Below are 13689 nucleotides of genomic sequence, written 5' to 3' on the forward strand. Positions count from 1 at the left end.
GGCGTCGGCGACGATGGGGCAGCGATGACTGTGATGGACATGCTGAGGGCGGGGACCTCGTCGACCGGTGACGGGCCGGGCTCTGCCGTGCACCGGCGAGCACTGCTGGCAGGGGCCCTGGCCGCGGCCGGGTCGGCCATGGTGTTCGTGCTGCCGGCCCTGCTCGTCTGGGTCGCCGCCTCCGAGAGCACCGTCTCCTGGACCAGCTCGCTGGGCATCGGCGCCAGTCTGTGGCTGCTGGCCGGCGGCGCCCACCTCACGGTCGGCGCGACCCACCTCACGGTCGTCCCGCTGCTGGCGCTAGCGCTGAGCGTGGTCATCGGGGTGTGGTCCGCGACCCGCGCTGCGCGCGAGGCCGCCGACGCGCGCACCATCCGCCTCGCCCGCGACACGCTGCACCGTCCCCTCGCCGCTGACCTCCTCGCGTGGACCCTCGGGTATGCCGCGTGCGCGCTGCTGTGGGTCGCCGTCGCCTTCCTCGCCGGTCCCCACCCGGTGGTGTGGACCCTCGTGCTCCCCGTGCTCGTGGTGCCGGTGGTCTCGGCCGCGCTGGCCCTGGTCCGGCTGCTCAAGGGCCGGCCCGAGCTCGCCGGCCCGGCCCTGCGGCGCCCGACCTGGCTGCCGGAGCCGGTGCGTCGGGCGGTGCGCCCCGGCCTCGAGGGTGCCGCCGTCCTGGTCGGTGCAGGCAGCGTGATCTGCCTCGTGCTGCTCGTGGTCCGGTTCGGCGAGGTGCGCCACCTGCAGAGCGAGCTGGCACCCGGCATCGTCGGGGGAGTGGCGCTGACCCTCGCGCAGGTCGCCGTGCTGCCCAACCTCGCGCTGTGGGCGGTGTCGTTCGTCGCAGGCACCGGCTTCTCGGCGGTGGAGGGGGCCTCGGCCACCTGGACCGGCAGCCGCACCTCGCTGATGCCGATGGTGCCGGCGTTCGGCGCCCTGCCGCAGCCCGGGGCGTTCCCGGGTCTGCTGCCCCTCATCGTGCTGCTGCCCGTGGCGGTCGGGGCCCTCGTGGGCTGGCGGTCGCTGCGCGCCGTGGCCCGGCTCTCGACCGGGCGCACCAAGCTGACCGTGGCCGGCACCGCCGTGGTGGTCGCCGCAGGGGCCATTGGCCTCCTCGACGTGCTCGGCGGGGGTTCGCTCGGGATGGCCCGGCTCAAGGACATCGGCGCCCCGGCGGGGGCAATGACCCTGGCCCTGCTGGTCGAGCTGGGGCTCGGCGCGACGCTCGTGCTGGCCTGGGACCGCTGGAAGCTGCGTCGCTGACGGACGCGGGTGCTGTGGTCGCTGGGCACCTCGGTATCGTCTCCCGGGTGACTGCCCCTGAGCCGACCGGGATCGTCGTGCTCGTCTCCGGATCGGGCACCAACCTCCAGGCCCTCATCGACGCCACCGCGGATCCTGCCTACGGCGTGCGGATCCTCGCCGTCGGGGGCGACCGGGCGGGCATCGCCGGCCTCCACCGGGCCGGGGCGGCTGGCATCACGGTGTTCGTCTGCCGGGTCGAGGACTACGACACCCGGGCGGAGTGGGACGCCGCGCTGGCCGAGCGGATCGGCGACCACCAGCCCGCCTTCGTGGTGTCCGCGGGGTTCATGAAGCTCCTGGGTCCCGTGGTCCTGGGGCGGTGGACCGTCCTCAACACCCACCCGGCACTGCTGCCGGCGTTCCCGGGCGCCCATGCCGTCCGCGACGCCCTCGCCGCCGGCGCGCGCCACACCGGCTGCACCGTGCACGTCGTCGACGCGGGCATCGACACCGGCCCGGTCCTGGCCCAGGCCACCGTGGACGTCGAGCCCGACGACACCGAGGACACGCTCCACGAGCGCATCAAAGCTGTCGAGCACCCGCTGCTCGTCGAGATCGTGGGCCGAGCCGCCCGCGAAGGAATCACCGTTTCCGATGGGAAGGCCACCATTCCGTGACCGAGCAGTCTGCCTCCGCACCCACTCCCGACACTGGGGACCAGGCCGGGCGTCGGCCGATCCGCAGGGCACTCGTGTCGGTCTACGACAAGACGGGGCTCGAGGAGCTGGCCCGCGGCCTGCACGACGCCGGGGTCGCCCTGGTGTCGACCGGTGGGTCGGCCGCCCTGATCGAGGGACTCGGGCTGCCGGTCACCAAGGTCGAGGACCTCACCGGCTTCCCCGAGTGCCTGGAGGGTCGCGTCAAGACACTGCACCCGCGAGTGCACGCGGGGATCCTCGCCGACACCCGCAAGGCCGACCATGTCGCCCAGCTGGCCGACCTCGGGGTCGAGCCGTTCGAGCTCGTCGTGGTGAACCTGTACCCGTTCCGCGAGACGGTGGCCTCCGGCGCCGGGCCCGACGAGGTCATCGAGCAGATCGACATCGGCGGACCGTCCATGGTGCGCGCCGCGGCCAAGAACCACCCGAGCGTCGCGGTCGTCACCGACACCGCGGCATACCCGGCAGTGCTCGCGGCGGTCGCGGGTGGAGGGTTCACGCTGACCGAGCGCAAGCGGCTGGCCGCTCAGGCCTTCGTGCACACCGCCGACTACGACAACGCGGTCGCGAACTGGATGGGCAACGTCTACACCGACACCAGTGACGGCACCGGCTTCCCGGCCTGGACCGGCGCGACCTTCCAGCGGGCCAACGTGCTGCGCTACGGCGAGAACCCGCACCAGCCCGCCGCGCTCTACACGCACTGGCGCCCCGGCGTCGCCTCGGCCGAGCAGCTGCACGGCAAGGAGATGTCCTACAACAACTACATCGACACCGATGCCGCTGTGCGCGCCGCGTACGACCACGGCGACCAGCCGACCGTGGCGATCATCAAGCACGCCAACCCGTGCGGCATCGCCGTGGGCACCACCGTGGAGCAGGCGTATGCCGCGGCGCACGCCTGCGATCCCGTGTCAGCCTACGGCGGCATCATCGCCACCAACGTGCCGGTGACCAAGGCCATGGCGCTCGCCGCGAACGAGACCTTCAGTGAGGTCATCGCCGCCCCGTCGTTCGACGCCGACGCGCTGGAGGTGTTGCGGGAGAAGAAGAACCGTCGCCTGCTCCAGCTCCCGGCAGACCTGGCGGCGCACCGCGACCCCATCGAGACGCGGCCGATCAGTGGGGGCCTGCTGGTCCAGGTGCCCGACCGGATCGACGCCGTGGTCGAGGGCGAGACGCCCGGCGGGGACGACGCGTCCCGCTGGCGGCTGGTCGCCGGCCAGGCTGCGGACGAGGCGACCCTCGCCGACCTGCAGTTCGCCTGGCGGGCGGTGCGGGCGGTGAAGTCCAACGCGATCCTGCTCGCCAAGGACGGCGGATCGGTGGGCATCGGGATGGGCCAGGTCAACCGGGTCGACTCCTGCCACCTGGCGGTCTCCCGGGCGAACGCCGACGGCGCCGACCGGGCTCGCGGTGCGGTCGCCGCGTCCGACGCGTTCTTCCCGTTCGCCGACGGGCTGCAGGTGCTGCTCGACGCCGGGGTGCGCGCTGTCGTCGCGCCGGGTGGGTCGGTGCGCGACGAAGCGGTGGTGGCCGCGGCCGACGCGGCCGGCATCACGATGTACTTCACCGGCACCCGCCACTTCGCCCACTAGTCCCAGCGCCCACCGGCTTCCTCCCACTTCTGGCCACTGAGGTCGCACAGCGGACGCCACATCGGCCGTCCGTGGGGGATGGGTGGCCAGAAGTGCGGGGTGCAGCCTGTTCAGTCGGGGGTGGGGGCGCGGTAACCGGTCGGCTCGCCGGACCCGAGGTCGACGATGGCCGCGACCGGGCCTCCGCCGTCGGGACCCTGGTGGGCCGCCGACACCGAGACGAACACGGCCGGGTCGCCGGTCACCGAGGCGGTGACGCCGCCGACGGCGGACTTGATCTGCCGGTGCCAGTGCACGTCGGAGTCGTCCAGCATCGCGTTGCGGCGGCCACGGACCTCGCCGGTCTGGCTGACCTCGCACTTGAGGAAGACGTTGACCAGCCGGCCCTGCAGGTCGGAGGAGTGCGGCCGCTCGGGCAGGTCGAGCCCGGCGTCCTTGATGGCCGACCACACGCCGTCGGCGTCGAGGGCGTCGCGCATGACCGAGTGGCCGATGCGGTAGCGACCGCCGATCCCCTTGGTGTTGCCGACCACCACGACCTGCGCCTGGTCGAGCTCGACACCGGACGAGCAGGAGGCGACCGCCGAGAACAGCGACCGGTTGTTCATCACGTCGGCGTCGGTCGGCATCTCGATCTCGCCGAGGGCGACGGCGATCCCGAGGCCGGTGGTGCCGTTGGAGAGGTCCATCGACTCGTGGGTGTGGTGGGTCCAGACGGACTTGCCGCGCGACTCCGCGTCCCGGATGGTGTGGATCGTCAGCAGTGGGGTCTTGGTCTGCACGTAGTGCACGTCGGCCGGGTCGGTGATGCCGGCGCGCTCCATGGCGACCCTCACGGCGTCGGCCACCTTGCTGATCATCCCGGTGTAGCCGATCTCCTCGGGCAGGATCGGCTCGCTCATCGCGAACCCGACCGTCAGCCTGAGGTCGTCGGACTGCTCGGCCTGGTCGGCTGGCACGGTGGCGAAGATCGTGGCGTGCGGGCTGATGATCCCGTCGGTGCCGCCGGACCACACGATCGGCACCTGCTTCACCTGGTCGGCCGGAGCCCCCTTGGCGACCAGCACCTCGCGGAAGGCGCGGTCGGCGATGATCCGGGTGTAGTCGTTGACGCCACCGTTGCCCTCGGTCTTGCCGATGATGGCGATCACCCGGCTGGCGTCCATCACGCCGTCGTCGATGAGCTTGGCCAGCTCGCTCGCGTCGGACACGCTGTGGATCGGGACCTTGCGGACCTCGATGGGCTCGGGCATGGCGGTCACCTCTCTGTTGGGCTGGCGGCTGGTGGCGAGTCGTCGGTGGACGTGACGACGTCGCGGTCAGGGTCGAATTCGGTTGGCGTGGAAGGGTCGGTGGGGACTGCAGCGTTTCCGATCACCGTGCCGACGTCGCCGTGCAAGGCGTCGGCGATGCGGTCGAGGGCCGTGATCACGCTGCGGCGGCCGCCGTGGCGGACGAACCGCATGGCAGCCTCGACCTTCGGGCCCATCGAGCCCGACGCGAACTGGCCGTCCGCGGCATACGCCTCCATGTCGGCGAGGCGCACCCGGCCGACGGGTTGCGCGCCGGGGGTGCCGTAGTCGAGGACGGCGTTCTCGACGTCGGTGGCGATGATGAGCACGTCCGCGCCGATGGCGCTGGCGAGCACGGCTGCGGTGAGGTCCTTGTCGATCACGGCCTCGACGCCGTGCACCGTGCCGTCGGCCTCGCGGACCACGGGTATGCCGCCACCACCCGCCGCGACGACGACGTAACCCGCGCCGAGCAGGGTGCGGAGAGTGTGGGTCTCGAGCACCTCGAGGGGCTCGGGGGAGGCGACGACGCGGCGCCATCCCTGGTGGCCGCGGTCCTCCCACGTCTCGCCGTGTGCGATCAGCGGGAGGGCGAAGTCGTGGGCGAGGAACCGCCCGATCGGCTTGGTGGGCTTGGCGAAGCCCGGGTCGTCAGCCGCCACCAGCGTGCGCGTGACGATGGCGGCGACCCGCCGGTCCACCCCCAGCGCGGCGAGGGCGGGCTCGAGCGTGTCGAGGATCGTGAACCCGATGGTTCCCTGCGTCTGCGCGCCGCACCAGTCGAGCGGCACCGGCGGCACGACGTGGGCCGCGAGCTCGTTCTTGACGAGCAGGTTGCCGACCTGGGGGCCGTTGCCGTGAGTGAGGACGACCTCGTGCCCGGCCGCGACGACGGTGGCGACGTGCTCCATCGCCTGCGCGATGGCCTCCCGCTGGGCCTGCGGGGTGGCGCTGCCGTCGGGACCGGTCATGGCGTTGCCGCCCAGCGCGATCAGGACCCGCATGCCACCTCCGTTCGTCGTCCGTGCGGCGAGCCTAGGGATGCCCGGCGCCGCATGACGTTGTCAGGACCTGCCCAATGGCGTGGGTCGCGTTGTCACATCTACGAGAGCGGACCGTGGGCGTTGCTGCGGCAGCAGTCTCTCAGGCCGGAGCCTCGCTCGCCTCCGCGACCGGTGCCTGGGTGACCCCGAGCGCGATGACGAGGTCGGCCACCCGCATCGGGTCGTCGAGGGCGTCGCCGAAGAGCTCGCGCAGCTGGCCGACGCGGTAGCGGACGGTCTGGGGGTGGACGAACAACGCCTCAGCGACCGGCTCGCGGCGCCCGCGGTGCAGCAGCCAGAGCCGCAGGGTCTCCTCGAGGCGCTCGCGGCTGGCCGGGGTGGAGTCGTCCAGCGGAGCCAGCGCCTGGGCGCGGAGGTCGGCGAGCGCGATGGGGTCGGCACTCAGCACGATCTCGGCCAGGTGCGCATCGGTGTCGTATGCCGTGCGCCGGCCCGTGCGCGTCGCCCGCCCCCGCAGGGCGCGCTGGTGGGAGGTGGCGGCCTCGTGCCAGGGGCGGGTGGGGCCGAAGACCACGTCGTGGCCGTCGAGGGCCTGGACGAGGCGGCGCCGGGCTGTCGGGGTCAGCCGGGGGACGATGAGCGCAGCGACGTCGTCGCGGGCGTCGACGCCGGGCACGTCCTCGGTGAGGACCAGCGACCGCCCATCCACCAGGGACCGGATGTGGTGCAGCTCGGAGTCGGGCGCCAGGAGCACGGTCACCGACCTGGGCAGGTCCCAGCCGGCGCGCTCGGCCCGGCGCGTGACCAGCTCGTCCGAGGCCCCGCGCAGCATCTCCAGGGCGAGCCGCTCGAGCTGGCGCTGTTGGACCCGCTCGGCCGTCGCGAGCTCGTCCGCGTGGCCGGCGACGCTCGCTGCAGAGAGCTCGTCGATGTAGGCGAAGACGAGCTCGGCGAACCGAGCGAGCAGCTCGGCACTCATGCCGGCGCGGACGCTCTCCTCGGACAGGCCCCGCCACGAGACGCGCGCGCCGATCCGGTAGGCCGACAGCAGGGCATCCAGGCTGCGACCGCTGCGGGCCTCGCCCCGACCGAGGTTGTACGACGCCTCCCGCGCCGGGCCGAGCGGCGTGCTCGGGTCGTCGGAGCGGGCGGCGATCGACAGGAACGAGCCGAGGGCGACCTGCACCGCGGCCTCGATGTTTCCCACGAGGTAGTCGCGAGCGCTCGCGTAGCTGGGGACCTCCTCGATGATCGCCTCGACCGCATGGCTGGCCACCGCCGGTAGGGCACCCTTGAGGCGGGCCAGCACCTCGGGCGACATGGTGAGACCGGCGGCCCGCTCGGTGGCGGAGGAGACGGAGGTGGCGGCTGGGGCGTCGGTGACTGCTGCGGCGGCTGAAGGGGCTTTCAGGGGCGAATCGGGACTCATATTGTTCCTAGCGAACAAAGGACTGGGGAGAACTCACTCAGAGAGGTCAGGAAATTAGCCTACCTGATCGCTCATAGTGGAACCATGACCGCAGTTCTCCCACTTCGCACGACGTCAGGGTCCACGAGACCCCTGCCGTTCCTGCGTACGGTCCTCCGCCGAGTCGCCGAAGCAGTCGCCACCCCCGTGCTGCCCGACGACTACCTCGACCTCATCGCGCCGATGCGGGTCGGCGCCGACCTGCGTGGCCGGGTCGTGTCGGTGACCCCCGAGACCCGCGACGCCGCCACGGTGCACATCAGGCCGGGCCGCTCGTGGGCCGGGCACGTGCCCGGCCAGTACATCCGCATCGGGGTGGACGTCGACGGCGTCCGCAACTGGCGGGCCTACTCGCTGACCTCTCCGCTCAACTCGCCCGACGGGCTGATCTCGATCACCGTCAAGGCGATCCCGGACGGCAAGGTCAGCAACCACGTGGTGCGGGCCCTGCAGCCCGGCACCCTGATCCACCTCGACCAGGCGACCGGTGAGTTCGTGCTCCCGACGCCCCGTCCGGCGCGGGCCCTGTTCGTCACCGCCGGTTCGGGCGTCACGCCCGTCATGGGCATGCTGCGCAACCACCTCGACGAGCTGCAGGACGTCGTCGTCATCCACTCCGCGCCCACCGAGGCCGACGTCATCTTCGCGGCCGAGCTGCGCGAGTGGGCCGAGGCCGGACGCATCCGCCTCGTCGAGCGGCACACCGACACCGAGGGCATGGTCGGCACCGACTCCCTCGACGAGCTCGTGCCCGACTGGCGCTTCCGCGAGACCTGGGCCTGCGGACCCACCGGCATGCTCGACGCCTTCGAGGCGGCCTGGGCCGACGCCGAGATCACCGACCGACTCCACACCGAGCGCTTCCGCCCGGTCATCATCGCCGAGGGCGAGGGTGGCACCGTCACCTTCGGCGGACAGCGCATCACCGTCGATGCCGACGGCTCGACCCCGATCCTCGACGCCGGCGAAGCCGCCGGTGTCCTGATGCCCTCCGGCTGCCGGATGGGCATCTGCTTCGGCTGTGTCGTGCCCCTCAAGGAAGGTGCCGTGCGCGACCTGCGCAACGGCGACCTGACCATTGCCGCCGAGGGCGACGGCATCCGCATCCAGACGTGTGTGTCGGCTGCTGCCGGCCACTGCGAGATCGACCTCTAAGGAGACCTCATGACTGCCACTGCAGAGACCTATGACCTCACCATCGACGGTTCGGCCGCCTCGACCCCCAAGGCTCCCGGCACCCCGTCGCCCCGCTCCACGAACAGCCGGCTCTCGACCGCCATCGCCGAGCGTCGCCACGTGCCCAAGCGCTCCGGCAAGGCAGACCCCACGGCGCACCTGACCGCCGAGGACGTCGAGGCGCTCGCCATGGAGCTCGACGCGCTGCGCCAGGAAGTCCTGGAGTCGCGCGGAGCCAGCGACGCGGCATACATCCGCAAGGTGATCGACGTGCAGCGCAAGATCGAGCTGGCCTCGCGTGCCGTGCTGCTCTTCTCGATCTTCCCGCCGGCTTGGATCGTCGGCACCGCCGGCCTCTCCGTCGCGAAGATCCTCGACAACATGGAGGTCGGCCACAACATCCTCCACGGCCAGTGGGACTGGATGCGCGACCCCAAGATCCACTCGACGACGTGGGAGTGGGACAGCGCCACACCGGCCGCGCTGTGGAAGCACAGCCACAACGAGCTGCACCACACGTACACCAACGTGATCGGCAAGGACAACGACCTCGGCTACGGCATCATGCGCGTCGACGAGGACCAGCGCTGGACGCCCGCCTACCTCGGGCAGCCGATCTACAACTTCGTCAACATGTGCTTCTTCCAGTACGGCATCGCTGCCTACGACCTCGAGATCGGCAAGCAGCTGGCCGGCCGGGGCGACAAGGAGGAGTTCAAGCGCAACGGGAAGATGGTGCTGCGCAAGGTCGGTCGCCAGGCCCGCAAGGACTACCTCATCCACCCGCTGCTCTCGGGCCCGTCGTTCTTCCACACCATCGCGGCCAACGCGACGGCCAACTTCGTGCGCAACGTCTGGACGCACTCGATCATCATGTGCGGCCACTTCCCGAGCGGGGTCGAGACCTTCGCCCGGGCGTCCATCGAGGGCGAGACCCGTGGCGAGTGGTACCTGCGCCAGATGCTCGGCTCGGCCAACATCTCGGGTAGCAAGGCCCTGCACATCATGTCGGGCAACCTGAGCCACCAGATCGAGCACCACCTCTTCCCCGACCTGCCGAGCAACCGCTACGGCGAGATCGCGCCGAAGGTGCAGGAGATCTGTGCGCGCTACGGCCTGACCTACACGACCGGGCCGCTGCCCAAGCAGGTCGCGTCCGCGTGGAGCCAGGTCATCTCGCTCGCGCTGCCGAACCCCGAACCGGGCCGCAACCGCCTGGGCATCGCGGCAGAGGCGATCGGCAAGCAGGTGCGCCGCAAGCTGCGCAACCGCAAGCCGCTGCGCGCGGTCTGAGGTCCACCACAGACACACAGCACGACGAAAGGCCACCCCGGTCACGGGGTGGCCTTTCGTGATGCGTCGCCCTGATTGTCAGCGCAGGCAACCACCCTCACGATCAGGTCTGATGTGCGGGCGCATCACGTCCGTGGTGCCGGCGGCAGCGTAGGGGTCCCGTCCGGCGACCATGAGGATGTCGCGATGGTCGAGCAAGGCCATCGCCTCGCCCGGCTGAGGTGGGAACCACGGCAGCAGCGACTCCGCACTCATGTAGTGGTTGACCAGCGCACGCCGCATGCCGTGCCGCCCGGAGTTCGGGAGCGACCGGTGGAGCAGGTAGCCGTCGAACAGCAGGACCGACCCGGCCGGGATCTCGACGGGCACCGCGTCCTGCTCGCGGTAACCGAAGTCGTAGGCCTCGTCGGTGCAGTCGAACCGGTCGTCGTCCTGAGGTCGGGTCGGGAAGATCACCCCGGACCGGTGCGAGCCCGGGATGACCCAGAGGCAGCCGTTCTCGACCGTGGCATCGTCCAAGGCGATCCAGGCCGCGGTCAGCGAGCGGTCGCGCGTCGGGATGTGCGCCTCGTCCTGGTGCCACGCCTGACCTGGTCTGCCCTCGGACTTGATGAAGAGCATCGACTGCATCAGCTTCACGTTGGGTCCGATGACACTCGTCAGCTGGTCGACCACTCCGGGCAGACGCGCACTGTCGGCCATCACCGACGACACCTTGTGGGGGAAGTGCACGCACAGGTGACGACGCAGGACCGTCGCGTCGTCATCGGCCTCGGAGCTCGGCATCACGCCGTCGACGTCGCCGCGGCGGCCACGGCAGATCGCGGTGGTCTCGGCCTGCAGGACCTCGAGGAGCTCTGGGCCCACGACGTCGCGCAGGATCAGGTAGCCCTGCTCCCGATACGTCTGGACGTCGCTCAGGGTCGTGGTCATCGAAGTTGGCGAGGCGTGGTGTCCAGCGCGCATGGTTTGTCCCTTCATCATGGTTTGCACGAGAATTCTCCCGGCCAGCCAGATCTGGTGCCATGCGTTCTTCGAGCGTCATGATGTCCAGATGTCACGCACAGCGGATTGGCAGGTGCAGCCGCCCGGAGTCGGGGAGTTCCCGCCCGGCGCCCGGATGGCCCCGCGCGTGCTGGACGACTTCGAGCTCGTGTGGATGATCGCGGGGACGGCCCGGCTCGTGGCCGAGCCGCCCCTCGATCTGCGACCGGGGGACCTGGTCCTGCTTCCCGCTGGGCACGCCCACGCCATCGAATGGGATGCCTTGCGGTCGACGCGTCACGGCTACGTGCACTTCACGCCTCCGGCGCACGTGGTGCTGCCGACCGAACCCGTGCGGGTCCGGATGACGGCCCACGACCCCCTGCCCGGACTGTGCGACTACCTGTCGTGGCTGGGGGCTCAGGGTCCTGCCGACCCTGCTGACCCTGCCGGACCTGCCGACCCTGCCGCGCCGACGGCGCAGGTCGTCGACTTCCTCCTGACCGTGCTGCTCGACCTGCCGCTGCCGGCGCCGGGAGCCGAGCTGACCGGGCCACCGTCCTTCCGCGCCGCGGTCGACCACCTCCGCACCGTCTGGGGAGTCACTCCCCTGCGTCGTGTCGGCGTGGGCGACCTGGCGGACGCCGCTGCCGTGTCCCGGGCGCAGCTCCACCGCGCCTTTCGGGCCGCGGTGGGGGTCGGCCCAGCGCGGGCCCTGGAGCAGCTGCGCTGTTCGCGCGCCGAGACGATGCTCCTCCGGACCGACCTCACCCTGGCCGTGGTCGCTCGTGAGTGCGGGTATGCCGATGTCGCCCACTTCTCGCACCGGTTCGGCGCGAGCCACGGAGTCGCGCCCGGGAGCTACCGGCTGTCGGGCGGCGGCAGGTGCCTTGCCCACCCGGGGATCCGCCGGCTCGAACGCCTCGTCTGGGGCTGAGCCGTCAGGCGTCCGGCTCGTCGAGCCACGCGCGGATGCTCGCGCCGTGCTGGTCGAGCGTCGGCGGCGCGTCGTGCTCACTGCGCCCACCGGCATACCGGTTGTCGTCGAAGCGGATCGGTGGGCCGGGCAGCTCGATGTGGCCGAGGACGGGGTGGTCGACGTCGAGCACCAGGCCCTGCGACCGCGTCTGGTCCCAGTCGTAGACGCGGTCGATGGTGCGGACCTCGCCTGCAGGGATCCCGAGCTCGGCGAGCCGGGGGAGCAGCTCGGCGAGGGGGTATGCCGTGAAGGCGGCGTTGAGGGCGGCGGTCACCTGGTCGCGGTTGACGGTGCGCTCGCGGTTGGTGGCCATGCCAGGGGTGGCGGGGTCGATGCCGAACGCCTCGGCGAGCTTGCGCCACAACGACTCGCTGCCGCAGGCCACCTGGATGTCGCCGTCCTGGCAGTGGAACAGGCCGTACGGGGACAGCGACGGGTGGTGGTTGCCCTGGGCGCGGCCGACGTGGCCGGCCACGGTGTAGGCGGTGCCCTGGAACGCGTGCGCGCCGACGAGGGCAGCCAGGAGGCTGGTGCGCACCACGCGGCCGACGCCGGTCGTGTTGCGCTCGTGGAGAGCGGTCACCACGCCGTACGCGCCGTACATGCCCGCCAGCAGGTCACCGATCGGCACGCCGACGCGTTGCGGGGTGTCGGCGTCGGGACCGGTCACCGACATCAGCCCGGACTCGCCCTGCGCGATCTGGTCGTAGCCGGCCCGTCCGCCCTGTGGCCCGTCGTGGCCGAAGCCGCTGATGCTCAGCAGGACCAGCCGTGGGTTGAGCTCGTGCAGCCGCTCGGCCGAGAAGCCCAGCCGGTCGAGGACTCCCGGGCGGAAGTTCTCCACGAGCACGTCGCCGCGCTGCACCAGCTTGGTCAGGACGTCGCGGCCGTCGTCGGACTTGAGGTCGAGGGTGATCGACTCCTTGTTGCGGTTGGCCGCGAGGAAGTAGGTGGAGATGGGTTCGTCGTCGGGTCCGACGAACGGCGGCCCCCACCCGCGGGTGTCGTCCCCGGTGCCGGGTGACTCGACCTTGATGACGCGAGCGCCCATGTCGCCCAACATCATTGCCGCGTGTGGCCCGGCCAGGGCCCGCGACAGGTCGATGACGACGATGTCTTCCAGCGGTGCGCTCACCGCCTCATCCTGTCAGGGCTTTGCGGCCTCACGGGAGAGGCCGCCCGCGGCGGGTCATACTGGCCGCGCAAGCGCTGCGCCGATCACCAGCCGCCGCACCCTGCGTCACACCGCCCAAGAGGGCTACGACCTTCAGGCGCCCGTGGGGGGCATCGGCCACGTTCCGGCAGTTTGGTGTCAGAGCCCTAGGTACCGGACTTCTTCGTCGGCGCCGGGTACGGGGTCTTGCCCTGGGCGAGGGCATCGGTGAGCTGCTCGATGCGACGGGTGCGGGTCTCCGGGCGCACCGCGGTCTGGATGCGATTCAGGAAGGCGAAGCGGTTGCGGCCGTCCAGCGCGGCGTAGACGTCGGTGAGGTCGCGCGCAGCCAGCGCGGCGGCAAGGTCGTCGGGCACCACTGCGGTGGCCGGGCTGTCGTAGGCGGCGTCCCATCGGCCGTCCGCCTTCGCCATTTCCACCACGGCCAGGCCAGCGGGGCGCATCCGCTCCTCGGCGGTGAGCCGCTCGATGCGCTCGCGGTTGATCTTCGACCAGACGCTCTTCGCGCGCCGCGGGGTGAACCGCTGCACGTACCACTCGTCGTCGAGCCGCCGGGCGATGCCGTCGATCCAGCCGAAGCAGAGCGCCACGTCCACGGCCGTCGTCCAATTGATCGACGTGACGCCGCTGCCCTTCTTGGCCATCCGAATCCAGACGTGCGTGGCGGTCGACGCGTTTTCGTCGAGCCAGGACTCGAACGCCTTGCCGTCCTCAAAGAACACCGCGTCGGAGTGGACCATCGACATGGCAGCAGCCTAGG

12 protein-coding genes are annotated in these 13689 nt (G+C 71.3%); 6 read left to right on the forward strand and 6 right to left on the reverse strand.

The features are described 5' to 3' along the window. Nucleotides 1-24: 24 nt before the first annotated feature. The 3 genes from ASG95_RS05140 to purH are packed head-to-tail and all read left to right on the forward strand — an operon-like array spanning nucleotide 25 to nucleotide 3559. Nucleotides 25-1260, forward strand: a complete 1236-nt coding sequence (locus ASG95_RS05140) for a DUF6350 family protein (protein WP_157581740.1) — start codon at nucleotides 25-27, stop codon at nucleotides 1258-1260. A gap of 47 nt (nucleotides 1261-1307) precedes the next feature. Beyond that, complete coding sequence (gene purN / locus ASG95_RS05145; protein WP_235543404.1) at nucleotides 1308-1919, forward strand: phosphoribosylglycinamide formyltransferase; 612 nt, start codon at nucleotides 1308-1310, stop codon at nucleotides 1917-1919. Continuing rightward, a complete protein-coding gene (gene purH, locus ASG95_RS05150; RefSeq protein ID WP_057376780.1) occupies nucleotides 1916-3559 on the forward strand; it encodes a bifunctional phosphoribosylaminoimidazolecarboxamide formyltransferase/IMP cyclohydrolase in 1644 nt (547 codons plus the stop codon). The genes purN and purH overlap by 4 nt, the downstream gene beginning before the upstream one ends. A 110-nt stretch (nucleotides 3560-3669) precedes the next feature. Here purH and ASG95_RS05155 read toward each other — a convergent pair whose 3' ends face one another. The 3 genes from ASG95_RS05155 to ASG95_RS05165 form a co-directional block, all read right to left on the reverse strand. Then, nucleotides 3670-4812: a ring-opening amidohydrolase gene (locus tag ASG95_RS05155; RefSeq protein WP_057378736.1), complete on the reverse strand. Its 1143-nt coding sequence runs from the start codon at nucleotides 4810-4812 to the stop codon at nucleotides 3670-3672. A gap of 5 nt (nucleotides 4813-4817) precedes the next feature. Then, complete coding sequence (locus ASG95_RS05160; RefSeq protein WP_082592341.1) at nucleotides 4818-5855, reverse strand: carbamate kinase; 1038 nt, start codon at nucleotides 5853-5855, stop codon at nucleotides 4818-4820. Between the two features lie 139 nt (nucleotides 5856-5994). Beyond that, the gene (locus ASG95_RS05165; protein ID WP_082592342.1) at nucleotides 5995-7284 is read right to left on the reverse strand and encodes a CdaR family transcriptional regulator; all 1290 of its coding nucleotides are present in this window, start codon (nucleotides 7282-7284) and stop codon (nucleotides 5995-5997) included. Between the two features lie 84 nt (nucleotides 7285-7368). Between ASG95_RS05165 and ASG95_RS05170 the strand changes: the two genes are divergently transcribed. Together ASG95_RS05170 and ASG95_RS05175 are read left to right on the forward strand one after the other, a co-directional pair. Then, a complete protein-coding gene (locus tag ASG95_RS05170) occupies nucleotides 7369-8478 on the forward strand; it encodes a ferredoxin reductase (RefSeq protein WP_082592343.1) in 1110 nt (369 codons plus the stop codon). Nucleotides 8479-8487: 9 nt separating this feature from the next. Continuing rightward, nucleotides 8488-9792: an acyl-CoA desaturase gene (locus tag ASG95_RS05175; RefSeq protein WP_082592344.1), complete on the forward strand. Its 1305-nt coding sequence runs from the start codon at nucleotides 8488-8490 to the stop codon at nucleotides 9790-9792. Between the two features lie 78 nt (nucleotides 9793-9870). Here the strand turns inward: ASG95_RS05175 and ASG95_RS05180 are convergent, their stop codons facing one another. Next, on the reverse strand, nucleotides 9871-10725 hold the full coding sequence (locus tag ASG95_RS05180) for a phytanoyl-CoA dioxygenase family protein (protein ID WP_057376781.1): 855 nt from the start codon (nucleotides 10723-10725) through the stop codon (nucleotides 9871-9873). A 121-nt stretch (nucleotides 10726-10846) separates the two neighbouring features. On the opposite strand from ASG95_RS05180, the gene ASG95_RS05185 reads away from it, so the two are divergent. Beyond that, complete coding sequence (locus ASG95_RS05185; RefSeq protein ID WP_162259367.1) at nucleotides 10847-11713, forward strand: AraC family transcriptional regulator; 867 nt, start codon at nucleotides 10847-10849, stop codon at nucleotides 11711-11713. Between the two features lie 4 nt (nucleotides 11714-11717). On the opposite strand, the gene ASG95_RS05190 is transcribed toward ASG95_RS05185, so the two are convergent. Together ASG95_RS05190 and ASG95_RS05195 are read right to left on the reverse strand one after the other, a co-directional pair. Beyond that, nucleotides 11718-12890, reverse strand: coding sequence for a CaiB/BaiF CoA-transferase family protein (locus ASG95_RS05190; RefSeq protein ID WP_057376783.1), 1173 nt, complete (start codon nucleotides 12888-12890; stop codon nucleotides 11718-11720). 185 nt (nucleotides 12891-13075) lie between these two features. Next, entirely contained in the window at nucleotides 13076-13675 is a 600-nt protein-coding gene (locus ASG95_RS05195) for a YdeI family protein (RefSeq protein WP_235543412.1), read from the reverse strand. Nucleotides 13676-13689: the final 14 nt, after the last annotated feature.

The sequence above is a fragment of the Phycicoccus sp. Soil803 genome (genome assembly GCF_001429685.1).
In the GTDB taxonomy this organism is placed as follows: domain Bacteria; phylum Actinomycetota; class Actinomycetes; order Actinomycetales; family Dermatophilaceae; genus Pedococcus.